Consider the following 22,206-nt stretch of genomic DNA (forward strand, 5'->3'; position numbering starts at 1 on the left):
GTAAAGAATAATACAATGTCATAATTAACGGCTTTTTTAAGGAAAACGAAAATATCTTATATCAGCTATGTAAAGAGTAAATCTCTATCTAGCGGTAACGCTTTTGCTACCATAAAAAAGAACTTGCAAATATGAAAAAGGAGGAAACAAAAATGTCAAGAGTGTCTAAAAATTCTAACAAGCCAGATCCTAATTTTGATAACTCTGCTAAAAATTATTTACCTTTCGGTAGGGTGTTTAGAAGTTTAAGAAGATCAAAAAAATTTTCTTTAAATGAAGCTGCTGAAGGTGTTCTTTCTGTTTCTCAGCTTTCAAAGTTTGAAAATGGGCAATCTTTGGTAAATGTCGAACGATTCTTCGAAGCACTAGATAATATCAACGTCAATGTTCTTGAGTTTCAAAATGCCTATAATCATTCTCGTGATTCAGCTGATGTAGTGCCTCTCAATTTTGAAATTACAAGAGCCTATTTAAACAAAAGTACGATGAAGTTAGAACTAATACTGGATAAGATTCAAAAAGAGCTGTCTCTTCATCCTAATAGTAAAAAATATCGTTTAAACAAGATTCATTTGGAAGCAGTTCTCCACTTCCTTGGTTTGCCTCGCCAACTCTCTCTTACTGATATTGACTATTTGAAGAAATATTTATTGAATTTAAAGGAGTGGGGAAGATGTGACCTGCTTCTATTTGCGCATACTATGGCAGTTTTTGATTCTGTTTCTCTAGTGAAAATTGCTGGAAATATGATTTCTCCCTTACAGATTAATGCAAAGTTTAATAATAACACACGCCCTTTTGTTCTGGCATTACTCAACCTTATCACAAACTTTATTGAACGTGATCTTCTCGATCTTGCTGACCGTTATACCTTTTACTTCAAACAACTGGATGTCAATGAAATGTATATGTATGAAAAAACTATGTTCCGGTATCATCAGGAGGTTCTGGCTTATAAACGAAAGAAAAGTCAATCTATACTGAAAAACATGAAAGATTATTGCGATATATTTGAAAAATGCGGCTGTCAGATGACCGCGAAAGCTTTGACAAAGGAGATTGAGGCTTTCGAAAATGGGAAAAATCCAAGACTGCACTGATTTTTATAACACATAGCTCCAGAATCTAGTATTACACGTTCTGATGGCTCTGTGTTTTTCTTCGCACTTTGAGTTTAATCCTTGAAATTATATATCATTTGTATTATAATGAGCAATACAAAAAGAAAGGAGCGGCTTGTCTATGATGGAAATAGATTTTTCAAGCAGTACGCCGATTTATCAGCAGATTCGAGACCAGGTTATTCTGGCGCTGGCCGACGGTGAGCTGAGTTTGGGCGAAGAGCTGCCGAGTGTCCGCAGTATGAGCGACGAAATAGGTGTCAATATGATGACGGTCTCAAAGAGCTACCAGCTGCTGAAGGACGAGGGGATTGTCGAGAGTGACCGGCGGCGCGGGACAAAAATTGTGGACGAAATTGTCACTGATGTGCAGAAAGAAGCGCAGATTGATGAGGCTTTAACCTTGCTGATTGCAGAAAGTGCCGTTCGTCACTTGTCTAGTCAGAAACTGAAAGATTTAATCGATAATGTGTTTGCAAATGTGAAAGGATAAAAAAGATGAATTTTATTTTAATTATTGTCTACTGGGCCGTCGGTCTGATTATGGCCGGCACGCAGTACAAAATTAACTTTTCGATAAAAAATATTGTGCTGGAAAATACGCTGCCGTCTGAGGCTGTGAGTGACCCTGCGGTCAAGAAGCTCCTCGTGAGTTTTCTCAAACGGCTGCTGCTCTCGACGGTTATTTTCGGGCTGCTGCTGTTCAGTATTTTATTTATTCCTTATGATTCAATTGTGATGCTGCTGTTCTTTGTCTGTATGTTCGGCAACATGAGCTGTCAGTTTGTCATTAATATTAAGGCAATTGAAGAGATGCACGAGCTGAAGCTGGAGAGGGGCTGGGTGACAGAAAACAGTAAGGTTATCGTGGATTTGAAGACGATGAGGCTGAAAAATCGCAGGCTCTTTCCTGTCTGGTGGTTTATTTTCCCGCTTGCGGCCTTTATTGTCATTGTCTTAATCGGCCTGAAAATGGGCAATGGCTCTAATTCTACTGTTTTCAGCCAGATTTTCATGATGAATCTGCTGATATTTATTCCTTTCATGCTGATTGGGCTCTGGATTTACTATCTGGTGCGGAAAATTCCTGTTCATGCGGTGACAAGAGATAGTCTGGTGAATCAAAAGGTCAATGATGTCCAAAAATCTTTTTACGGGCGAATGATTCTGGCGATGCTGGTTTTCGCGGTGATAATGTCTGGAATAACGATGTGGAGCGCTCTCAACAACTCTGTGTTTCTTCTGATTTTTCTGCTTGCACTTGTCATTCTCTTTATCGGCTACACTTTTCATCTGGTGTTTGGCTACCGGCGCGAGACGAATCAGCTTTTGGCAAGCGTTCAGCCTTTGGCTTATGACAATGAGGACCAGTACTGGCGCTACGGAATTTATATGAATCCGGATGACCACCGGCTGTTTGTGCCGAGCCGCAACACGATGCAGCTGAGCTTTAACCTGGGGCGTCCTGCCGGCAAAGCAATTCTGGGCGTGATTGGCGTCTTGATTCTGGGCCTGATGATTGGGCTGAGCGCTTTTCTGGGCTATAATGATTTTACGCCGCATCCGTTTCAGGCAGAGGTGATTCGTTCTACCCGGACGCTTGAGCTTAAGCATGCCTTTGTGATTAAAAAAATCTCGCTGAATGACATCCAATCGGTTGAACTGGTGAACAATGAGGTTAAAAATGCTGATAAAATCAGTGGTACCAACACGGAGAATTACTACACTGGGACATTTTCCTACAAAAATCAGAAAATGTATCTGCTGATTTTCCGCAAAACTCCGGAAGTTGTCTATATTAAGGCGAAATCGGACAATTACTACATCAATGAGCGAACCGTGAAGGACACTCGGAAGATGTTTGAAAATTTAAAGGAGGAAATTCAAAATGGCGGGCATTGATACGAAAATGTGGCTGCTGCTTGCCCCGGTGGCTGTGATTGAGCTAGGGCTGATTATTTTCAGCCTGGTCAAGCTGATACGCAGCCGGCAGACGAAATATCTCAATAAGGGCGTCTGGGCAGTCATCGTCGTGCTTGGCGGCTTTATCGGTAGCATAATCTATCTGGTTTTAGAAAGTGGACAAAATGACAGCGATTGAATTTAAAAACGTTAAAAAGAGCTTCGGAAAACAGACAGTTATTGATGATTTGTCTTTTACGATTGAAGAAAATACCATCTGCGGTTTTCTAGGGCTCAATGGGGCAGGCAAAACGACGACTTTCAGGCTGTTGAACGGTTTGATTGCGGCGGATTCTGGGGAGATTAACATCCTGGATGAAAAGGTGGTCAGCGGGCAGCCGAACGCGCAGATTAAGTTTCTGCAAGATGTGCCGGAATTCTATGCTTATATGACGGCACGTGAGTATCTGAAATTTATCTGTGACTTGAATGCGCTGGAAAATGCGCAGCAGAAAATTTCTGAGACGCTGGAACTTGTCGGCTTGACAGATGCAGGGAAAAAGCGCATCGGCAAGTTCTCCCGCGGGATGAAACAGCGGATTGGTATTGCCGCGAATATCATTGCCGAGCCGAAAGTGCTGCTCTTGGACGAGCCTGTGTCGGCGCTTGACCCAGTCGGGCGAAAGGCCGTTTTTGACCTGATTGAAAGCCTGAAAGGCCGGATGACAATTCTCTTTTCCACGCACATCATTGACGACGTGGAGCGTGTGTCCGACAAGATTATCATGATTCATCACGGAAAAAAGATTTTGGACGGCTCTGTCGAAGAGATGAAAGAGCATTTCAAGAGTGAAAATCTGGAAATTGATTTCATTAATGTGGGAGATTTGGACCATTTTGTTGAGAAGTTCTCTGATTTTCGGCCGGAGCGCCAAAAGAATAAATTGACAGTGAAGCTGTTTTCGTCCGATTTAGTGAAGCTTCAGCAGCAGGTGTTCAACTTTTTAAGTGCGGAGCAGATGATGGTTGACTCAGTAAGGATTGCGCGTCCGAGTCTGGAAGAAATTTTTGTCACGGAGGTAAATGAAGCATGAGAAAGTTCACGATTTTACTCAAAAAAGACCTGATGGAGCTTTGGCGCACGAAGAAAATTCTGATTCTCGCGCTGGTTTTCGTTCTCTTTGCCTTATCCAGTCCTGTTCTGGCTTATTATACACCTGAAATTCTTAAGCTGGCCGGCGCCGGCGGCATGAAGATTGAAATTCCTAAAGCGACGATTTTGGACAGTTACAGTCAGTTTTACAAAAATATTGGACAAATTGGTCTGTTTGTACTGATTATCCTTTTCAGCGGTCTGATTGTCAATGAGCGCCGCCGCGGCCAGTTTACCAGTCTGCTCAATAACGGAGTGAATAAGCTGCAGTTCGTCTTGTCAAAAGTTATCAGCCAGATTTTAGTTTTCAGTCTCGTTTATGTGCTGTCAGTCGGCTGTTTTGCTGTCTACAACATCGTTCTCTTCGATAAAACCTGGATTTCGCACAGTTTTCTCTCCATTGTCCTGACTTATGTCTATTTTATCTTTGCCATTTGTTTGACGGATTTCTTTAGCAGTTGGACAAAGAGTATGATGTTGTCCATAGTCCTCAGTCTTGCGGTGACTATTTTGCTCAGTGTGCTTAATATCTTTGAGTTCGGTAAATATTTGCCGAGTTACCTGTCCACGCTGTCGCTGAGTGTGCTGCAGCGCCAAGACTTGACCAATGCCTACCAGACGATGGGAATCAGCCTGCTGGTTTCACTGCTGCTCGTCGTGCTGGCTGTGCAGCTTTGTAGTAATAAAGAATAAGAAAAGCCCGGATTGGGCTTTTTTGCTCTTAGAACTTAGTTTATAGACACTAAATACAATTATATTGCCAAATCAAACTTCAGCTGCGGCTTAACCGGCTCGTAATCAACGAGCTCAAAATCGTCTGCCTTGATTGAGAAGAAATCCGTGCCGTCAGGAACATTTAAAATAAGATACGGTTCCTTCTCAGACGGCACCCGGCTCAAGAGCTCCTGAGCCTGCTCAAACTGATTGTCATAAATATGCAGATTATTTACAAAATAGAAAAATTTGCCCGGCTGCCAGCTGAAGTGCTTGCAGAGCATGAGCTGCAGCGCCACATACTGCATGGCGTTGATATGATGCGCCACCAGCATATCATTGCTGCGCTGCGTCAATGTGGCGTCCAGATAAATCTGGCCGTCTTCCTCACGGCGCACATCAAACATGGTCTGAAAAGCACATGGCAGCAGGCCCTCCGTCTCGTCAAAATCTTCATACTGCCAGAGATTAATGATATTGCGACGGTTCCAGGGATTCTTTTCGAGCCCGTCAAGCAGGCGGCCGATGATATTATATTTCTTAACAGTCGCCCCATAACGCTGACCAATCGTGCCGGTGCCAGCGACCTCCCATTCGTCCCAGTATTTGACGCCGTATTTGTCGCGAAGCACACTCAGCTCGCTGGTCTGGTCCTGGTAAATCCAGAGCAGTTCTTTGACGGCGGATTTGATGGGAATCGGGCGGAGAGTGGTGATGGGAAACTGCCCATTTTTCAAATCATATGTGGCGAAGGCACCTGTAATATACTTGGAATTTGCGATTCGCCCATCGCCGTAGTGCGGACGCGCATTTTCACTCATCACGCCATTTGACATAATATTATTTATGTTATTCAAGAAAATTTCATCTGCATAAGTCATTTTTCATCTACACTTTCTATAAAGTTAATCACCGCCTCATCAAATAGAGACGCGTCTTCCAGGTGGGGAATATGTCCGCAGCCCGTAAAAGTCAGACACTGCGACATCTTATTGTGCGTCAGCGCAAGCGCTGCCTGGGCATGTTCGGGCGGAAAAACTGGCGACTCGCTCCCAGCCAGAAACAGATGCGGCACAGCCTCCTTTTCCAGCACAGGACGCCAGTCCTGGGTTATTACATTCTGCAGCAAAGGCCTGCCCAGCTGAAAATCAAAGGGCAGGAGATTTTTCCCAATCTCTCGTTTGAGCGCGTCAGACAAGGGCTTTTTCGTCAAATGCGTGCGCGGAAAGTCATCCATAAATTCCGCCAAATCTGCGAAGTTTTTTCCGCTCCCATTCAACCAGTCCGGGCTTTTCAGAAAGAGCGGCGACTGGTCTTCCGTAACCACAGCCGACAAATTCGCATCCGTGAACATCTGCTCATAAGCCAAAATCACCGCTGCGCCCATGGAATGCCCGACCAGCACCACCTTCTCCAGCTGCAGATAGTCAATCAATTCCTTTAAATCCATAGCCAGACGCTGAGCTGACAGGCCGTAATTGACCTTGTCAGAGCGGCCGTGACTGCGGTGGTCATAAGTAATCACATGGAATTTTTCCTTGGAAAATGCTCCAATCTGCAGCATCCATGTCGCCTCGCTGGCCGAATAACCATTGACAAAGATAACTGCTTGTCCTGTTTTAAGACCGTATTCATGGAAATTAATCGCCACTTTATCATTTGTTGTAAAATTGGACATATACTATATTTTACCAAAAAAACAGCCCCGAAGAGCTATTTTTAAACTATTTCTAAAACTCAAATTACAAGTTTTCAATTCCATGCGGCTGACCATTGTGACAGACCGCTTCAATCCTGTAACCGTCCGGGTCAATGATAAAAGCCGCGTAATAATTTTTATGGTAATTCTTGCGATAGCCAGGCGCGCCATTATCCGTGCCGCCATTGGCAATTGCTGCTGCATACCAGCCGTCTACTGCTTCATTTGTCGCAGCTTGAAAGGCAATGTGAAAAGGAAAGGGCTTGCCCTCAAAGACACAGAAGTCGCCGAAAGGGTCATGACTGATGCCGTCTGTGAAATTTGCGCCTTCTGCCCAGGAATGATGGACTTTGTAGCCGAGCGGCGCCAGAGCGGCTGTGTAAAACTTGATAGACTTTGCAGCATCTTCTACCGCAATTGAAAAATGGTTAATCATTTCATACCTCCTGGATAGATTTTAACACTCGGACTTAGGAGATGTCAAAAATAAAAATCTGTCTCTCCGGATTGCCGGAAAAGCAGATTTTTAGCATTGTATTAGTAATCAATCAAACGTGAATCGGCATGCCGTCCGCCAGCTCAGCCGTATCCATAATCGCTTCGCCAAGCGTTGGATGGGGCTGAATCGTCAGTGACAAGTCATGCGCCGTCAGGCCGTTTTCAATCGCCAGTGAAAAGTCTGAAATCAAGTCTGAAGCGCCAGGCCCTGCGATTTGCGCACCGATAACAGCCCCTTCCTTAGTCTCAGTAATCAAGCGGATAAAGCCTTCCGCATCATCCATCGACAAGGCACGCCCGTTGGCAGCAAACGGGAACTTGGAAATCTTGACGTCTTTACGGTCAGCCACGTCAGCCGGTGTCACACCCACGGTCGCAAGCTCAGTCGAAGTATAAGCCACAGCCGGCAGGGCTACGTGCATGTCAACCGCATCTGGTTCTCCAGAAATCGCACCTGCCGCAATTTTCCCCTGGAAGCTGGCTTTATGCGCCAGCATTGGACCAGGCACGATGTCGCCAATCGCATAAATGTGGTCAACTGAGGTTTTATAGCTGTCATCTACCTCAATCAGGCCCTTATCCAGCAGCTTGACGTCTGTATTGTTCAGACCAATCGTGTCCGTGTTCGGACGACGGCCGACTGAAACCAGCAGATAATCACCTGTGACAGTCTGCTCTTTTCCGTCCACTTCAAAGGTCAATGTCACGTCTTTGTCTGTCTGAACAGCAGAAACAGCCTTAGCAGAGGTAAAAATATTCGAGCCGGCATTTTTGACACGTTTAAAGATAATGTCCGACATTTCCTTGTCAAAGCCGTTCAAAATGTGGTCAAGTCCCTCGACAATCGTGATTTGCGCACCCAGCAGACGGTAAGCACCACCCAGCTCAGAGCCGATGACACCGCCGCCGACAATAATCAGATGCTTAGGGATTTCGGGCAGGCTCAAGGCCGCCGTTGAGTCCAGAATACGCCCGCCGAATGGGAAAGGCGGAATTTCAATCGGACGCGAACCCGTCGCAATGATACAATTATTGAACTGCAGCAGCTGGTGCCCATCTTCCTGCTCGACATTAATTGTCTCATTGTCCACAAACTCAGCCGTGCCTTTGATGACATTGATTTTGTGCTTTTTCAGCAGCATGGAAACGCCGCCGACAAGCTGATTGACAACCTTTTCCTGCTTCCACTTCTGGGCAGCCGTCCAGTCAAGCTCAACGCCCTTATTCGTCAGGCCGAAAGGACTCTTTCCGTCCGCTTCACGCCGGGCTTCAGCATAGTGATGCCCCACATTAATCAGCGCTTTCGACGGAATACAGCCGATATTCAGACAAACACCGCCCACACTGTCTTTCTCGATAACCGTTACCTTTTGGCCGAGCTCTGCCGCACGAATTGCGGCAACATATCCGCCGGGACCAGAGCCGATGACGACTGTATCTACTTCTGTTGCTTGTGCACCTACAACCATAATTTCCTCCTATAATTGAGCTCAACACGCCTGAAGCTAGAGAATTAGATAAATCGGAACCTGCCTGCGGCAGAACCACGATTTCCTAAATTCTTACGCTTCAAAGCGGGCGTGTTTCGCATCTTAAATTTCCATTAACATAAAGCTTGGGTCCGAAATCAAACGCTTAAAGTAATTCAGCGCGGTCTGCCCCAGCATGCCGTCAATCAAACGATGGTCATAAGTCATTGACAGCTTCATATTCTGACCGACAACAATTTCACCAGCTTCATTTACGACGGGTTCTTTGACAATAGAACCAAGACCAAGGATGACAACATCCGAGCCGTTGATGATAGGAGTAAACCAAGTCCCCCGAGCAGAGCCCAGATTTGAAATCGTAATCGTCGAGCCCTGCATCTGCGCAGGCTTCAAAGTGCCTTCCCGCGCAGCCGTCGCAAGCTCTGCAATTTCCTTGGCAATGTCGAAAATTGATTTATTCTCAGCTTCGTGAATCACAGGAACGTAGAGACCCGTAGGCGCATTGACCGCAATGCCCAGTCCGACATGCTCATGATAGACAATTTCCTGTTTTTCGTAGTCAACCGATGCGTTGATGTCAGGGAATTTGTGGGCTGTGACTGCCAGCGCTTTTGCGACATAGGCCAGATAGGTCAGCTTGATGTCCTGCTTGGCCGCGATTTCCTTGTACTTCGTACGATGTGCCACAAGTTTTGAAACTTCAACTTGGTCGAAATTCGTAACCGGCGGTATAACCGTGTGCTGGCGGGTCATGACTTTGGAGACGACCTTGCGGGTCGGGTTCATCGGCTCACGATGGTCACCCGCTTGAGGCGCAACAGGAGGCGCTGTTACAGCTACTGCTGCGGCTGGAGCCGCCGCCTCTGCTTTAGGCGCTGAAACTGTCACATTACCTGAAATGAAATTATTCACATCGTCCATGGTTGTATGGCCGTGACGGCCTGTTGCAGGAACTTCTGCCAGGTTAACCCCTTTGACACGTGCATAGTGGCGCACTGACGGCATCGCCAGAATGCGTCCCTCAGCTGTTGTCTTAGTCAGTTCAGGAGCGGCTGCGGGAGTCGCTGGAACTGGAGCTGAGGCAGCGACTGGTGCTGGTGCTGGAGCCGGAGCACTAGTATTCTCTACAGCTGCAGGTGCAGGCGAAGCTTCAGCCGCACCTGCCCCTGTACCGTCCCCATCATATTCAATCAGCGGTTCACCAACAGCCACCGTCGTCCCAGCCTCCACAAACAGCTTCGTGACCTTGCCGGAATAAGGCGACAAAATTTCCTGCATCAGCTTATCATTCTGAACCTCAGCCACCGGATCGTCTTCCTTGACCGTGTCACCGACCTTGACCAGCCAGTTGGCAATATCGCCTTCAGCCATGCCCTCGCCAATGTCAGGCATCTTAAAAATTTCAGTCATAGTTCACTACCTCCTTCACCTTGTTCACAATATCTGTATCTTTGATATTCCAGTCATTTTCAGCCTGCGCAAACGGGAAAATCGAATCCGGCGCTGCCACACGGCCAATCGGCGCCTCCAGACTCAAGACAAAACGCTCCGCGATTTCTGCCATCACATCAGCCGAAATCCCAGCCGTACGCTGTGCTTCCTGGACCACCACCACGCGGCCCGTCTTCTCCACCGTTTTACCGATGGCTTCAATGTCCAGCGGCGCAACCGTGCGCAAATCCAGTACTTCCGCATTGATACCCTCTTTAGCCAGCTCATCTGCGGCCTTGAGCGCCAGCGGCACCGTCCCGCCATAAGCGATGATTGAGACGTCTGTGCCTTCCTTGGCCACAGCTGCTTTGTCCAGCGGCGTCGTGTAATAGCCCTCAGACACCTCACCCTTCATCGAGCGGTAAAGATGCAGGTTTTCCAGGAACATGACCGGGTCATTCGATTCTATCGCCGCAAGCAGTAAGCCCTTCGCATCAGCCGGATTCGAAGGCATGACCACACGCAGTCCGGGAATTTTAGCCAGAAAGCCCTCGATAGAGTCAGCATGCATCTCCGGCGTCTTCGTCCCGATGCCGTAAGGCGTGCGCAGGACAATCCCGTTGTGACGAGTATTATTGAAACGATAACGGGTGCGGCTCATCTGACCTGCGATACTGTCAAATGCCTCGTAAATGAAAGTTCCGAACTGGATTTCCATAATCGGCTTGAAACCTTGCGAGGCCAGACCAATCGCCAGTCCTCCAATCCCTGATTCTGCCAGCGGTGTATTGAAAACTCTGTCTTCGCCGTATTTTGCCTGAAGTCCGTCCGTCGCACGGAAAACTCCCCCGTTCTGGCCGACATCTTCCCCGAAAATCAAGGCCTTGTCATTCTTTTCCAAAGCCAAATCAAGCGCCTCTGTGATTGCTGCAATGTATGTTTTAACTGCCATTTTTATTTGCCCTCACTTTCAAATTTTGCGATTTGCTCGGTCATTGCCTGACCTGGGACTTCGAGCGTGTTCTTGATGAAGCTGGAAATCTTCTGCTTCTCGACCGCGTTGGCCTTCTTGACATCCTCATCAATGCGCGCGTCCAGCTCAGCGATATAGGCCTCTTCCTGCTTCTCGTCCCAGAGCTTCTTGTCCGTCAGGAACTTGCGCATGCGAATCAGCGGCTCTTTCTTCCACCAGCTGTCAATGTCCTCCTGCGTCCGGTAGCGCAGAGGGTCATCCCCCGCTGTTGAATGCGGCTCCAGCCGGTTGGTAATTGTTTCAATCACAACAGGCCCATTGCCGGCCACTGCCCAGGCGCGTGCTTCCTTGGCTGCCAGATACATGGCGATGGCGTCATTGCCGTCAACCACGATGGATGGCGCACCTGCAGCCCAGCCTTTTGCAGCCAGATGCTGCGCCGCCGTCTGCAATTTCCGCGGCGTCGAAATCGCAAAACCATTGTTCTGAATGAACGCAACCAACGGTGCCTTGTAAGCAGAGGCAAAGTTGATGCCCTCATAAGTATCGCCCTGTGACGAACCGCCGTCACCCGTGTAGACAAAGGCTACCGCGTCCTGCTTTTTCTTCTTGAGACCAAGCGCCACACCGGCCGCCTCCACATACTGCGCCCCGATAATAATCTGCGGGAACCATGAATTCACTGGCTTGCCGTCATCCGTCGTATACTCATTGCCGAGCTGATGCCCGCGCGACCAGAGCAGCCCCTTCCAAATCGGCCAGCCCTTGCTGTAAATCTGCGGCAAATCACGATAGCCCGGGAAGAGCCAGTCCTGCTCGCCGAAAGCAAAAGCTGAAGCCATCTGAGACGCTTCCTGACCCGCCGTAGGGCCGAAAAAGCCCATACGACCCTGCTTGGCCAGCTTCATACAGCGAATGTCAATCTGACGCGACAAGAGCATGTTCTTGAACAAGTCCACCAGCTCCGCATCCGAAAGCCCAGCCCGCTTCAAGCCTTCCTCATCGACGATTTTACCGTCTTCATTGAGCACCTGCAGCATCGGAAACGCACTGTCCTGAAGCTCAATCTGCTTTTCAAAATCCAAAATCTGCTTTGAATTAGACATATTTTTTACCTCCGTCTTACATAAATTAATTTTTGTAACTTGCCTGCTTTAGGCATGAAACAAGTCTGCCAGTTCCTGATTTTCAATCGTGCCGAAGTATTGGCCCTCTTTATTCTTATCAAGCACTTTCAGGACCTCTGCGGGTTCAAATGGGAGACCGATGAACTGTGACTTAATGTCACGCCAGTCCCGCACGCCCAAGAAATCCCCGACAAAGTCAATATCCGTGATCAGACCTTTTTCGACATTGACATTGACATCAATCCCGCCGCCTGCAAACTTGCCGTGGTTACTAAAGCCGAATTTCGGCGATTCGCCGTAGTTCCAGTCCCAGGTTGAAAAGCGATTGTCGCGCCAGTCTTTGATTCCAGCCCATTGCTCCGGCGTCAAGACCAGCTCGCCGTCTTTGCCCTTATCCGTCAGATAGTACTGCAGCGCGTCCATGAATTTCTGCAAATCCAAATCCGGCGCGTATTCCTTAATCATGCCGACTCGTGAGCGCACTGATTTTGCGGCCTTTGAGACAAACTTCTCATCCGAGACATTGAGCGAGCGAATCATTGCCTCAACGTCCGAATCCCAGAGCAAAGTCCCGTGGTGCATTAGATAGCCGCCCGCATAGCGTTGCGCATTGCCGGAAATCTTCTTTCCGTCAATTTCCAAATCATTCCGCCCGGTGATTTTGGCGTCCAGGCCGACCGACTGAAGCGCGTCGTGCATCGGCTTGACAAACTGCTCAAAATTAACGCCGGCTGAACTTGCGACCGGGACGAAGAAAGTAAAGCAGATATTTCCCATGTCGTGATAAACCGCGCCGCCGCCTGAGACACGACGCACAACCTGCACATCATGTGCGTCAATGTAGTCCTGATTGACCTCCGCAAAGGTATTCTGGTTGCGGCCGACGATTACAGCACGCTTGTTCTGCCAGAGCGCGAAAACTGGTTTTTCCGGTTTTAAATTGTAGAGCAGCCAGGAATCCATCGCGATGTTCTGATAGGCATCATTGCCCTCATACTTGATAAACTGCAAGATTTGTTTCCCTTCCATATCTTAACCGCTTTTTCAACAAAACGGCTAGATTGCACAAAAACTTGATAAACTTCCTGTCAAAGTTCTTTTACATTTTTATTTTAACAAAGTTCACAAGGTCAATCAAATTTCTGGTTCGGAGAATCAAAAAAAGTGCAGATTTCTGCACTAATTTCAAACTTTTGTCAAATTTTTATTACTTTTTCGCCACTTTTCTGAGCGCCTGCTCGATTTGGCCGCCGCAATATGAATCGCCGTATTTATCCCATGAATCCTGAGCAAATGCAGATAATTCCTGAGTCCAGAGCTTCTGCGACTGTTCAAAAGTTTTCGGCGCAGCTTCTTTTAAAATTCTCTGAATGGCCGAAAACCGTTCCGTCATGGTCATCCAAAGCGTCGCCGTCACAATTTCGGCCACCTTTATTTTCCCAGAAAAAAGGATGCCGCGCTCAATTTCACTTTCCCAGAACTTCATCCAGCGTTTTAGACGCGGAACATATGCATTCCAGCTGTCCTGGGTCCACATTTCCATGCCGCCCTGCAGCGTAATTTCATCAATCACATCGTTGGAGTCACATATGATTTTTAATGCTAGAGCACGGTCTTCCGGACTCACAGGCAGCAGATTCAGTGTTTCACCGAGGTACATGGCAATGGCCGGCATTTCTGAGGTCACAAAGCCATTGGCATTATTACGCAGAACTGGCGGACCCATGAAGGGAATCAGCTGAGCATCCGGCTCTGCGCTCATTTGCTGAATCAAATCGTCAGGCTCATCCCAGGACTTGCCTGCAAAGCTTAGAATGGCACGGATGAAATGCCCGCGAAAGGGAGCCGGCCAGTAATACAGTGTGTAATCTGTTTTCATCGTTTTTTCCTTCTTTCTGTATAAAAAATAATATTTTATTCAACTATCTCGCTTAAATACTCCCAGCGCTCATATTTTTCGCTTAACTCCTGGTTTTTCTCGTCTAAGACTTGTTGCAGCTCAGCGAGTTTTACTGCATCTGAGGCATTTTTGTTCATTTGCTCGGAAATGACTGAAATCTGGCTTTCTAGTTGAGCGATTTCATTTTCTATGGTTGCCCATTCTTGTTTCTCTGCATAACTTAGCCGAGGTTTTTCAGTTTTGACGCGCTGCTCTGGTCTGGCTGAAATTTTGTTTTCGGCAGCTTTTCCCGCCGCTTCTGCACTTGCCTTATCACTCAAATAATCGCTGTAGGCTTCGAAGCAATGCTTAATTTCGCCATTTTCAAAGGCTAGCAGCTCGTTGGACACTTTGTCCTGGAAATATCGGTCGTGCGAAACGGTCAAAACCGCACCAGGGAAAGTTTGCAAGAAATTTTCCAGAACAGTCAGTGTTGTAATGTCTAAATCGTTCGTTGGCTCGTCTAGTAACAGAACGTTCGGGCCGGTCAGCAGAATTTTCAGCAGGTAAAGCCGCTTCTTTTCACCGCCTGAAAGCTTGCGTATCAGCTCACCGTGGCGCGCCCGCGGAAAGAGGAACTCCTCCAGCAGGTCGACCACGGATGTCGTCTGGCCATCTGATGTCCGGCTGGCCGAAGCTGCTTCTTCCAGAAAACTAATGATGCGCTTGTCTTCGTCTTTTTCTGAGAGGCCGCGGATTTCCTGAGAAAAATAGCCGATTCGTACGGTTTCGCCGATTTCCAGCCGGCCAGAAGTCAGTGCCAGCTCGCCATTGATGATATTGAGCAGGGTCGACTTACCCACGCCATTGTCGCCTACGATGCCGATGCGTGAGTTCGCCTGGACAATCAGATTGAAATCGTCAAAAATCTGTTTGTCAGGATAGGAAAATCCTGCCTTCTCAAATTCAATCACTTTCTTACCCAAGCGCTGCGCCGTCAGATTAATCTGCAAATCTTCAGACCTTGCGCCCGTCTTCAGCGAGGCCGACAAGTCATCAAAACGGTCAATCCGCGCCTGCTGCTTGGTCGCACGGGCCTGCGGCGATTTGCGAATCCAGACCAGCTCAGACTTGAAAAGCTGCTCCGCCTTATGACGACTGGCCGCATTCTGCTCCATCCGAACCGCTTTCTGCTCGAGATAATCCTGGTAATTGCCCTTATATTCATGCAGCTGGGCATCTTCAAGTTCAAATACACGTGTTGCCACATTGTCCAGAAAATAACGGTCATGCGTCACAAAAAGCAGAGTTTTTTTACTTGATGTCAAATAATTCTGCAGCCAGTCAATCACCGCGATATCCAGATGATTGGTCGGCTCGTCCAATAGCAGCAAATCAGCTGGATTAATCAAAGCCTGCGCCAGCTGGACACGTCGCTTCTGTCCTCCGGACAATACCGCGATTTTTGTCTTTTCATCCGGCAGTCCCAGCTTCGTCAAAATCGTCTTGACTTCGGCCTCGGCATTCCAGGCTTCCAGCTGTGTCATCTCAGCTTCTGCCTGAGACAAATTCTCCTGAAGCCCACGCTCAGCCGGGGACTCAGCCAATTCTGACAGGCAAGTTTCATATTTTTTAATGGCGCGCGCTTGTGGCAATGAGTCGTCCAGGATGGCATCAAGAATGCTGTCGGAATCTGAAAAATTTGGTTCCTGTGTCAAATAATTTATCTTGAAATTTGCCGGCAGCTCGCCAAAAGGCGAAATATCACCTTCAAAACCGCTTTTTCCTGCAATCACATCCAGCAGTGTCGTTTTCCCCGCGCCGTTCACGCCCAAAAGACCAATCCTGTCCAGCGGATGAATGATAAAGCTCACGCCGTTAAACAGGGTCTTGTCGCCTGCGGTTTTTGTCAAGTTTGTTGCAATGAAATCTGTCATGGGTTAATTATAGCACAGACTTCGGGTTGAAAATTAATATTAAAGAGCATGCCCAAAAATTCTGGCAGCTTTTTTTCTTTAACTTCATTCAGTCCCCAGCAGACGTGCCTCTTTTAGTGCCAGTGTCAACACGACACTATATTCCTTTACCGGGAGAGCTAAAAAGGGTTCAGTCATTTGATTCTCCTAGTTCTTTTTACTCAGTGTTAATCTAGTCCAGTTTTACCGCACGATTAATAAAAACAATGTACTAAGAGGTAGTGGAAAAAAAGCAATCCGCTCACGCAAGATTGCCCCGTTAATAGTGTTTACACAAACGCTCTGACCATTCACTCGCCAGAATTCCGTACTGGTAAGTATCCTGCCAGATGCAGGCGCCGCTTTTGTCTCTCTTGAAGAAAATGTTGTTGCGCAGAAGCCCTTCACGACGCATACCCAAGCGCACCAGCAATTTCCACGAGGCCACATTCATCGGATTGCAGTTTGCAATGACCCGGTGGGCATGATGCTGGCGAAAGACATGGTCAACAATAGCTGCCGCTGCTTCTGTCGCATAACCCTTTCCTCGATAGTTCTTGTTGAAAACGTAACCCAGTTCCCAAGTGTCAAATCCCTGACTAGATAGGGAAACATTTCCGATTAATTTATCAGAATCCTTCAGACAAACCGCCCAAAAGTCCCAGTCCGTCGAGCGTTTAATCGCCTCTGCTTTACTTTCAGACACTGTGAACGGCTCATAAGGCTCATAATGAACGGTTACTTCCTGAGATAAATACTCGTATAAATCCTGCCAGTCCTCAGGGCAAAAGCGTCTGATACGTAATCGACCCGTCAGCATCGGCCGCCAGCAATGCAAATTCTTATCCTTATTATCTTCCTTTACTTTTTTCATTTGTTCATATCTCGTTTTAAATTTTCAATTAAATTATAATCCTATCTTACCATTCATTTTCCAAAATGTAAAGGCTTTATTCTGTTAAAATTTATCCTTTTTGCTCTTTAGAAACACTTTAGAATTACATGATAAATGATTTAAAACTTTCAGTTAAGATAGTTTTAAGAAATTGAACACAGACAAATCAAAAGTTCAGTTTTTAAACTGGAAATCGGGCACGCGCTCGAAACAATTACAAGGAGTTAACATGGAAACAGTACTCAAAGTCAACAACATCAGCAAACGCTATGGTCAGCAGTTTGCCCTGCACAACCTGTCTTTAACCATCCAGAAAGGTGATATTTACGGGCTAATCGGGCGTAACGGCGCGGGCAAAACGACTTTGCTGAAGCTAATCACGCGCCTAATCTTCGCAAGTGACGGCAGCATTGCACTATTCGGCTCAGAGTCAGATTCTGAATGGACGAAGTCGCTGAGCCGCACGGGGGCGGTCATTGAAACACCTGTCGCTTATGACAATCTGACGGCTGTGCAGAATCTGGAATACTACTGCAAACTGCGCGGCATCCCAGACTCAAAGCACATTATCAAAGAAACGCTGGAGCTGGTGGACTTAACAGATACAGGGAAGAAAAAATTCAAGACATTTTCACTCGGTATGAAGCAAAAAATGGGCATCGCCATTGCCATTCTGTCACGTCCCGACTTCCTGATTCTGGATGAGCCAATCAACGGCCTCGACCCGATTGCGATTTCTGAGTTCAGAAAGCTGATTCTACGTTTGAATCATGAACAGAAAATGACGATTATCATTTCAAGTCATATTTTGTCTGAGCTTTATCAGGTGGCCACGCATTTCGGCATTATCAATCAGGGTGAGCTGGTCAAGGAAATTTCCAAAGAAGAGTTCGACGCACTTTCCGAGGAGTACATCGTTTTAAAGACTGGGGAAATAGAACAGGCCAGTCAAATTCTCCGTGAAAAACTGTCATACCCTTTCAAAGTCGTTTCCCAAGACCAAATCAACGTTTTCGGTAAGAATCACCAAATCGCAGAAATTAACATGGCACTAGCAAGAGAAGGCATCGCAATCAATGAAATTTATTATTTCAAGCAGGATTTGGAGACTTACTTCACACATTTAATCGCCGGCGATAAGCCCGCTCAGGAAGGAGAGCAACATGATTAATGCAATTCGTGCAGATATTTACCGCCTTTTTCACTCAAAAGGCTTCTGGATTACACAAGCCGTCATGCTGATTGTCGTGATTAGTATTGTCGCGCAGAAAGTAGGAAGTGTGGGCGTGTCCATGACCTCTTCTTCGGATGCACCGGCAAAGACAGCGGCTGCTCAAGCGCCTCTTTGGACACCACCTTACGCGCTTTTGAACTTCCAAACCATGTCTCCGCTTCTGATTTATTTTCTGCTTTCTCTCTTTGTCATTATCATTGGTTATGATCTCAAAATGAAAACACTGAAGAATCTTTTCAGCTCAGGAATGTCACGTCCGCATTTCTTCTTCTCGAAATTCCTGATTTTCAATGTCATTATTCTGATACAGTTTATCTTCTATTTTGGCTTGACCTTTATCACAGCGGCGATTCTTCACGGGATAGGACATTATCCTTCAGATTTCTTCAGCATCTTTTTCGGAGCATGGCTGCTGCAGCTCTTATTTGTCCAGGCAATCTTCGCTATCGGCATCCTGGTTCTCTACCTGACATTTTCAACGGTCTGGGCAGTTCTGGCAATTATCTTCTTCCCAATCGCGATAAGCCTGGCGAGTGTCATCACCAAATTAAACTGGCTCAACTACTTTGACTTTCAGTCCGCAATGGGAGCAGCAAACAACCTGCCGCATGGTCAGATTTATAAACTTATCCTCTCAGCCCTTGCCGCAATTATCGTCCTGGTCGGCGCTTCCTACTTCTATTTTCAGAAGAAAGACTTGTAATTAGAAAGGTAATTCACACATGACTAATGCTATTCGCGCAGATGTTTACCGGCTTTTTCGCGCCAAAGGTTTCTGGATTACTCAGCTGCTGCTGATTCTCCTTGTGACTGCTTCAGTCTTCATGAAGGCCAAAAATACTTTAGGAGTCGGCCACTATCAGGGGGCTTGGAACGGAGCCGAAACACTTTTAATCTCTCAAACTTGAGCTTCTTACTTGTCTATTTCTTGCTTTCACTTTTTGTCATTACCATCGGTTATGACCTTTCACAAAATGCACTGAGGAATTTGTTAAGTTCCGGCGTTTCACGGGCGCAGTTCTTCTTCACAAAATATTTAATCTTTAATGTCGTTGTTCTTGTACAATTTGTTTTCTATTACGGCTTCGGCTTTATCACCGCCAGTCTTGTCAACGGCATTGGAAATTTTCCGGCCGACTATTGGAGCCGCTTCATTGCTGGCTTTGCACTGCAGATTCTATTCACGCAGGCAGAGTTTTCCATCGGAATCGTAGTGCTTTATCTGACACGGCGCACGGTCTGGGCAGTGCTTGCGCTTATCTTTGTCCCCTATGTGTTGGGTATAATTGTGGTTCAGCAGGCAAATTGGCTTAGATTCGCTGTTTTTCAAGACGCGATTGGTTATGCCCACTGGATGCCTCATGCGGATATTCCGATTTATATAGCCGTCAGTTCGGCGACGATTCTTTTACTTGTTGGTCTGGCATTATTTCGTTTTCAAAGACAAGACCTGTGATTCTGCACTTAAAAAACGGCGATCAACATCAAAACCGCCGTTTTTTGTTTGATAAAAATGTTCTAAACCGTCCAAATGACCGCGGCAGTGAAAACCGGCTGCTCATAATTGAGCTCCAAACGGCCGTTCAGCAAGGCTGCCAGTTCCTGCACAATATAAAGACCGAGCCCGGAGCTAGCCTCGATTTCCGACAGGTTCTCCGAGTAAAAACGGCTGGTCAATTTTGATAAATTCTTGATTGCCTGCTGGCTCTCATTTTCTACAATCAGTCTAATCTGTCCATTTTCTGTGGTCAACTGAACTTTAAGATGCTTTTTCCCGTGCTTGAGCACATTGCCGAACAAATTCTGCAAAACACGCGCCAACAGCTCTTCGTCAGCCTCAATTATGACATTTTCCGCCAGCTGTAAATCAACCTCAAAGCCGGCGGACTCAAAGCGTTCATAGAATTTCAGTAATTGTTCCTTGACGCTTTCTGTCAGATTGAGCAGGGCAAATTTCGGCTCAATCTTGACTTCCAGCAGGTTCTGATAGTCCAGGAGCACTTCAAGTCGTTTTGCGACAGTATCCAGATTTTGTTTAATTTTATGCAGACTATCCTGGTCTGACTGTCCATTTTTAAGCAGAGCTTGCGTGTAGCCGCTGGCAATGGTTAGCGGTGTGCGAATGTCGTGGGTAATATTGTGCAGGGCCAGCCTGAAGCTGTCCTTCTCCTGCTGCTCTGACACTTCCAGCCGGCGCAGGTCAGCAAACAGGTCATTGATTTCCCTTGTGACATCGGCTAAAGTCCGATTCTTTTCCGACAAGGTCAGTAAAAGATTTGAGTCATTTTTCTTTTTTTGTAGAATATCCTGATACAACTTTTTAATCGTTTTGTTCAAATTAAAATACAGAAAAATAAAGACGACCGCCAGCAGCGCCAGCAACACAATCAATAAAATAAGAATAGAAACAGTCATTTCGACATCCTCACGCCCAGTCCCCAAATGGTCTCAATATAATCATTCTCTGCGTCAAGCGAAGCAATTTTTTTACGCAGATTACTCAAATGTGTGTTGAGCGTATTGTCACCGGGCAAATACATCTCGTGCCAGACACTTTCGTAAAGCCGTTCTTTAGTGAAAATCTGCTTCGGATTTTTCATCAAAGTGGACAGAATCTCAAACTCTGTCCTGCTTAACTGAACCTGTTGTTCGCCCGAGCTGATACTGTAAGCCTCCATATCCAGCTGAATATTTTTAAAAGACAAACTTTTAGAAACTGGCGCAGAATTTCCGCGAAGCTGAACTTTCACCCGCGCCGCCAGCTCGTCCAAATCAAAAGGCTTGGTGATATAGTCATTCGCGCCAGCCAGTAAATACTCACTGATTCGTTTCTTCTCGCTCAGAGCCGTCATGATGATGACCGGAATCTGACTCGTTTGGCGGATTTCCTGTAGGACCTGGTCTCCGGTCTTCCCGGGCAGCATGATGTCCAGCAGGACGAGACTGATTTCCTGCTCGGAAAAAACTAGGAGTCCTTCTGTACCGGAAAAGGCTGAGACGACTTGGTAATCAGCATTTAAGAGGCCGGTGAGAATGTTCTGAATTTCGCTGTTGTCTTCGATGATGAGAATTTTTTGCATGCTCTAATTATAATATATTTTCTGCCTGCATGCTGGAACCAAGAAAAAGGAAAAGCTCCGTGAAGTGCTTTTCTTTTAAATATCTTCCGCTCAGGAAGAGTTCGGCCATTTTGTGCCAAATTAACTAACTAGATTTAACTTATTTTTTGCACACTGCGATTATAAAGATTATTTGACACAAGTGCTGCAACAACAATGACCGCGCCGAAAATCTCGAACATTCCGAATTTGTAGCCGAGAAAACCGTTAATAATAAAAGCAGTAATCGGCACAAGATTCATAAAAAGTATCCCGTTAAGCGTTGTAAGCTGCCGATTTCCGAGATTCCATGTAAAGAGCGCAATAATTCCCGCAGGAATAATCATATAGAGCAAGGCGAAAGGGATATGCGAAACTTGTGACATCGTCGGAAAAGACAACCAGCCCGACAATGTTGCCGCCAGCAGGATGACGATAACCGAAATCATTCCGAGAATTGTTGTAATCGTGGAATAACGCAGGATTGACCAGTCAGGAAAACTGCCGATGCCTGTCGAATAAATGACCCAGCAAAGTGCCCCCAGCAAAATCAGAATGGTTGGAGAAGCTGCAGAGAAGAGCACAGAGAAATCTCCTTTTGTCACAACCAGTACGACACCGACAAGCGCTGCAAGCATACAGACGAAAGCAAATTTTGTCGGCTTCTGCCGCTTCCAGGCCCAGGCAACAAGCACTGCAAGCAGAGGCTGCACGGCCATCATCACACTGGCAATGACCGAGCCGGAATTTCCCGCCAGCTTTTGACCAAGGAAAACAAGAAAGGAAAAGCCGGCAAAGGCTGACGTCCCAAGCAGCCAGAGCATCAGTAAATGCCCTTCAAGCTTGAAAGCACTCCTGCCTTCCACAAAGAAAAGGATAACTGCCAGCAGGACTGCAACTGTGCCATAGCGCAGGAGCGTAAAGTAGAATGGGTCAATGATTTTCAGCGCCGGCGCCATGACAGGAAACATCCCTCCCCAAAAGACAACTGCTGTGAGACACATCAATGTTCCCGTAAAATAATTCTTATTCATTTT

The 22,206-nt window shown here is 46.6% G+C and carries 24 protein-coding genes; 10 read left to right on the forward strand and 14 right to left on the reverse strand.

Annotation, left to right across the window (positions count from 1 at the left end; genetic code table 11):
- Positions 1–152 precede the first annotated feature (152 nt).
- The 6 genes from ACYQ2E_RS03250 to ACYQ2E_RS03275 all read left to right on the forward strand — a co-directional run bounded on the left by ACYQ2E_RS03250 (position 153) and on the right by ACYQ2E_RS03275 (position 4,869).
- Positions 153–1,100: an Rgg/GadR/MutR family transcriptional regulator gene (locus tag ACYQ2E_RS03250; protein WP_460016629.1), complete on the forward strand. Its 948-nt coding sequence runs from the start codon at positions 153–155 to the stop codon at positions 1,098–1,100.
- Between the two features lie 142 nt (positions 1,101–1,242).
- Positions 1,243–1,614 (forward strand): GntR family transcriptional regulator, encoded by a 372-nt coding sequence (locus tag ACYQ2E_RS03255; protein WP_460016630.1) that lies wholly within the window; start codon positions 1,243–1,245, stop codon positions 1,612–1,614.
- Between the two features lie 5 nt (positions 1,615–1,619).
- Positions 1,620–3,023 carry a PH domain-containing protein gene (locus ACYQ2E_RS03260; protein ID WP_460016631.1) on the forward strand — a complete coding sequence of 468 codons (1,404 nt, stop codon included), beginning with the start codon at positions 1,620–1,622 and terminating at the stop codon, positions 3,021–3,023.
- Positions 3,010–3,222 (forward strand): PLDc N-terminal domain-containing protein, encoded by a 213-nt coding sequence (locus ACYQ2E_RS03265; RefSeq protein ID WP_460016632.1) that lies wholly within the window; start codon positions 3,010–3,012, stop codon positions 3,220–3,222. Before ACYQ2E_RS03260 ends, ACYQ2E_RS03265 begins: the two co-directional genes overlap by 14 nt.
- Positions 3,209–4,117 carry an ABC transporter ATP-binding protein gene (locus ACYQ2E_RS03270; RefSeq protein WP_460016633.1) on the forward strand — a complete coding sequence of 303 codons (909 nt, stop codon included), beginning with the start codon at positions 3,209–3,211 and terminating at the stop codon, positions 4,115–4,117. Before ACYQ2E_RS03265 ends, ACYQ2E_RS03270 begins: the two co-directional genes overlap by 14 nt.
- On the forward strand, positions 4,114–4,869 hold the full coding sequence (locus ACYQ2E_RS03275) for an ABC transporter permease (RefSeq protein ID WP_460016634.1): 756 nt from the start codon (positions 4,114–4,116) through the stop codon (positions 4,867–4,869). The genes ACYQ2E_RS03270 and ACYQ2E_RS03275 overlap by 4 nt, the downstream gene beginning before the upstream one ends.
- Positions 4,870–4,928: 59 nt before the next feature.
- On the opposite strand, the gene ACYQ2E_RS03280 is transcribed toward ACYQ2E_RS03275, so the two are convergent.
- The 11 genes from ACYQ2E_RS03280 to ACYQ2E_RS03330 form a co-directional block, all read right to left on the reverse strand.
- Positions 4,929–5,771: a thymidylate synthase gene (locus ACYQ2E_RS03280; RefSeq protein WP_460016635.1), complete on the reverse strand. Its 843-nt coding sequence runs from the start codon at positions 5,769–5,771 to the stop codon at positions 4,929–4,931.
- Positions 5,768–6,568: an alpha/beta fold hydrolase gene (locus tag ACYQ2E_RS03285; RefSeq protein WP_460016636.1), complete on the reverse strand. Its 801-nt coding sequence runs from the start codon at positions 6,566–6,568 to the stop codon at positions 5,768–5,770. Before ACYQ2E_RS03285 ends, ACYQ2E_RS03280 begins: the two co-directional genes overlap by 4 nt.
- Before the next feature lie 64 nt (positions 6,569–6,632).
- Positions 6,633–7,025 carry a VOC family protein gene (locus ACYQ2E_RS03290; protein WP_460016637.1) on the reverse strand — a complete coding sequence of 131 codons (393 nt, stop codon included), beginning with the start codon at positions 7,023–7,025 and terminating at the stop codon, positions 6,633–6,635.
- Between the two features lie 112 nt (positions 7,026–7,137).
- The gene (gene lpdA, locus ACYQ2E_RS03295) at positions 7,138–8,556 is read right to left on the reverse strand and encodes a dihydrolipoyl dehydrogenase (protein ID WP_460016638.1); all 1,419 of its coding nucleotides are present in this window, start codon (positions 8,554–8,556) and stop codon (positions 7,138–7,140) included.
- Positions 8,557–8,679: 123 nt separating this feature from the next.
- A complete protein-coding gene (locus tag ACYQ2E_RS03300) occupies positions 8,680–9,987 on the reverse strand; it encodes a dihydrolipoamide acetyltransferase family protein (protein WP_460016639.1) in 1,308 nt (435 codons plus the stop codon).
- Positions 9,980–10,960 (reverse strand): alpha-ketoacid dehydrogenase subunit beta, encoded by a 981-nt coding sequence (locus ACYQ2E_RS03305; RefSeq protein WP_460016640.1) that lies wholly within the window; start codon positions 10,958–10,960, stop codon positions 9,980–9,982. The genes ACYQ2E_RS03300 and ACYQ2E_RS03305 overlap by 8 nt, the downstream gene beginning before the upstream one ends.
- Positions 10,961–10,962: 2 nt before the next feature.
- The gene (locus tag ACYQ2E_RS03310; RefSeq protein WP_460016641.1) at positions 10,963–12,087 is read right to left on the reverse strand and encodes a thiamine pyrophosphate-dependent dehydrogenase E1 component subunit alpha; all 1,125 of its coding nucleotides are present in this window, start codon (positions 12,085–12,087) and stop codon (positions 10,963–10,965) included.
- A 48-nt stretch (positions 12,088–12,135) separates the two neighbouring features.
- Positions 12,136–13,119, reverse strand: a complete 984-nt coding sequence (locus ACYQ2E_RS03315) for a lipoate--protein ligase (RefSeq protein ID WP_460016758.1) — start codon at positions 13,117–13,119, stop codon at positions 12,136–12,138.
- A gap of 196 nt (positions 13,120–13,315) precedes the next feature.
- On the reverse strand, positions 13,316–13,987 hold the full coding sequence (locus tag ACYQ2E_RS03320; RefSeq protein WP_460016642.1) for a glutathione S-transferase: 672 nt from the start codon (positions 13,985–13,987) through the stop codon (positions 13,316–13,318).
- A gap of 35 nt (positions 13,988–14,022) precedes the next feature.
- Positions 14,023–15,924, reverse strand: coding sequence for an ABC-F family ATP-binding cassette domain-containing protein (locus ACYQ2E_RS03325; protein WP_460016643.1), 1,902 nt, complete (start codon positions 15,922–15,924; stop codon positions 14,023–14,025).
- A 298-nt stretch (positions 15,925–16,222) separates the two neighbouring features.
- The gene (locus tag ACYQ2E_RS03330) at positions 16,223–16,816 is read right to left on the reverse strand and encodes a GNAT family N-acetyltransferase (RefSeq protein ID WP_460016644.1); all 594 of its coding nucleotides are present in this window, start codon (positions 16,814–16,816) and stop codon (positions 16,223–16,225) included.
- 250 nt (positions 16,817–17,066) lie between these two features.
- Here ACYQ2E_RS03330 and ACYQ2E_RS03335 point away from each other — a divergent pair, with 250 nt between their 5' ends.
- From ACYQ2E_RS03335 to ACYQ2E_RS03350, 4 genes are read left to right on the forward strand one after another with little or no spacing between them, the layout of a single operon-like run.
- The gene (locus ACYQ2E_RS03335) at positions 17,067–18,008 is read left to right on the forward strand and encodes an ABC transporter ATP-binding protein (protein ID WP_460016645.1); all 942 of its coding nucleotides are present in this window, start codon (positions 17,067–17,069) and stop codon (positions 18,006–18,008) included.
- On the forward strand, positions 18,001–18,774 hold the full coding sequence (locus ACYQ2E_RS03340; protein WP_460016646.1) for an ABC transporter permease subunit: 774 nt from the start codon (positions 18,001–18,003) through the stop codon (positions 18,772–18,774). The genes ACYQ2E_RS03335 and ACYQ2E_RS03340 overlap by 8 nt, the downstream gene beginning before the upstream one ends.
- A gap of 19 nt (positions 18,775–18,793) precedes the next feature.
- Positions 18,794–18,979, forward strand: coding sequence for a hypothetical protein (locus ACYQ2E_RS03345; protein WP_460016647.1), 186 nt, complete (start codon positions 18,794–18,796; stop codon positions 18,977–18,979).
- Positions 18,976–19,527, forward strand: coding sequence for a hypothetical protein (locus ACYQ2E_RS03350; protein ID WP_460016648.1), 552 nt, complete (start codon positions 18,976–18,978; stop codon positions 19,525–19,527). Before ACYQ2E_RS03345 ends, ACYQ2E_RS03350 begins: the two co-directional genes overlap by 4 nt.
- 62 nt (positions 19,528–19,589) lie before the next feature.
- Here the strand turns inward: ACYQ2E_RS03350 and ACYQ2E_RS03355 are convergent, their stop codons facing one another.
- From ACYQ2E_RS03355 to ACYQ2E_RS03365, 3 genes are all read right to left on the reverse strand, one after another.
- Positions 19,590–20,486 (reverse strand): sensor histidine kinase, encoded by an 897-nt coding sequence (locus ACYQ2E_RS03355; RefSeq protein WP_460016649.1) that lies wholly within the window; start codon positions 20,484–20,486, stop codon positions 19,590–19,592.
- Entirely contained in the window at positions 20,483–21,151 is a 669-nt protein-coding gene (locus tag ACYQ2E_RS03360) for a response regulator transcription factor (RefSeq protein ID WP_460016650.1), read from the reverse strand. The genes ACYQ2E_RS03355 and ACYQ2E_RS03360 overlap by 4 nt, the downstream gene beginning before the upstream one ends.
- A 134-nt stretch (positions 21,152–21,285) precedes the next feature.
- A complete protein-coding gene (locus ACYQ2E_RS03365; protein WP_460016651.1) occupies positions 21,286–22,203 on the reverse strand; it encodes a DMT family transporter in 918 nt (305 codons plus the stop codon).
- Positions 22,204–22,206: the final 3 nt, after the last annotated feature.

Source organism: Lactovum odontotermitis, assembly GCF_054658595.1.

What these genes read in the sequence shown, in the direction of transcription:
- ACYQ2E_RS03250 (WP_460016629.1), top strand. Translation starts at nt 153, where the DNA reads ATGTCAAGAGTGTCTAAAAATTCTAACAAGCCAGATCCTAATTTTGAT.
- ACYQ2E_RS03255 (WP_460016630.1), top strand. Translation starts at nt 1,243, where the DNA reads ATGATGGAAATAGATTTTTCAAGCAGTACGCCGATTTATCAGCAGATT.
- ACYQ2E_RS03260 (WP_460016631.1), top strand. Translation starts at nt 1,620, where the DNA reads ATGAATTTTATTTTAATTATTGTCTACTGGGCCGTCGGTCTGATTATG.
- ACYQ2E_RS03265 (WP_460016632.1), top strand. Translation starts at nt 3,010, where the DNA reads ATGGCGGGCATTGATACGAAAATGTGGCTGCTGCTTGCCCCGGTGGCT.
- ACYQ2E_RS03270 (WP_460016633.1), top strand. Translation starts at nt 3,209, where the DNA reads ATGACAGCGATTGAATTTAAAAACGTTAAAAAGAGCTTCGGAAAACAG.
- ACYQ2E_RS03275 (WP_460016634.1), top strand. Translation starts at nt 4,114, where the DNA reads ATGAGAAAGTTCACGATTTTACTCAAAAAAGACCTGATGGAGCTTTGG.
- ACYQ2E_RS03280 (WP_460016635.1), bottom strand. Translation starts at nt 5,771, where the DNA reads ATGACTTATGCAGATGAAATTTTCTTGAATAACATAAATAATATTATG.
- ACYQ2E_RS03285 (WP_460016636.1), bottom strand. Translation starts at nt 6,568, where the DNA reads ATGTCCAATTTTACAACAAATGATAAAGTGGCGATTAATTTCCATGAA.
- ACYQ2E_RS03290 (WP_460016637.1), bottom strand. Translation starts at nt 7,025, where the DNA reads ATGATTAACCATTTTTCAATTGCGGTAGAAGATGCTGCAAAGTCTATC.
- lpdA (WP_460016638.1), bottom strand. Translation starts at nt 8,556, where the DNA reads ATGGTTGTAGGTGCACAAGCAACAGAAGTAGATACAGTCGTCATCGGC.
- ACYQ2E_RS03300 (WP_460016639.1), bottom strand. Translation starts at nt 9,987, where the DNA reads ATGACTGAAATTTTTAAGATGCCTGACATTGGCGAGGGCATGGCTGAA.
- ACYQ2E_RS03305 (WP_460016640.1), bottom strand. Translation starts at nt 10,960, where the DNA reads ATGGCAGTTAAAACATACATTGCAGCAATCACAGAGGCGCTTGATTTG.
- ACYQ2E_RS03310 (WP_460016641.1), bottom strand. Translation starts at nt 12,087, where the DNA reads ATGTCTAATTCAAAGCAGATTTTGGATTTTGAAAAGCAGATTGAGCTT.
- ACYQ2E_RS03320 (WP_460016642.1), bottom strand. Translation starts at nt 13,987, where the DNA reads ATGAAAACAGATTACACACTGTATTACTGGCCGGCTCCCTTTCGCGGG.
- ACYQ2E_RS03325 (WP_460016643.1), bottom strand. Translation starts at nt 15,924, where the DNA reads ATGACAGATTTCATTGCAACAAACTTGACAAAAACCGCAGGCGACAAG.
- ACYQ2E_RS03330 (WP_460016644.1), bottom strand. Translation starts at nt 16,816, where the DNA reads ATGAAAAAAGTAAAGGAAGATAATAAGGATAAGAATTTGCATTGCTGG.
- ACYQ2E_RS03335 (WP_460016645.1), top strand. Translation starts at nt 17,067, where the DNA reads ATGGAAACAGTACTCAAAGTCAACAACATCAGCAAACGCTATGGTCAG.
- ACYQ2E_RS03340 (WP_460016646.1), top strand. Translation starts at nt 18,001, where the DNA reads ATGATTAATGCAATTCGTGCAGATATTTACCGCCTTTTTCACTCAAAA.
- ACYQ2E_RS03345 (WP_460016647.1), top strand. Translation starts at nt 18,794, where the DNA reads ATGACTAATGCTATTCGCGCAGATGTTTACCGGCTTTTTCGCGCCAAA.
- ACYQ2E_RS03355 (WP_460016649.1), bottom strand. Translation starts at nt 20,486, where the DNA reads ATGACTGTTTCTATTCTTATTTTATTGATTGTGTTGCTGGCGCTGCTG.
- ACYQ2E_RS03360 (WP_460016650.1), bottom strand. Translation starts at nt 21,151, where the DNA reads ATGCAAAAAATTCTCATCATCGAAGACAACAGCGAAATTCAGAACATT.
- ACYQ2E_RS03365 (WP_460016651.1), bottom strand. Translation starts at nt 22,203, where the DNA reads ATGAATAAGAATTATTTTACGGGAACATTGATGTGTCTCACAGCAGTT.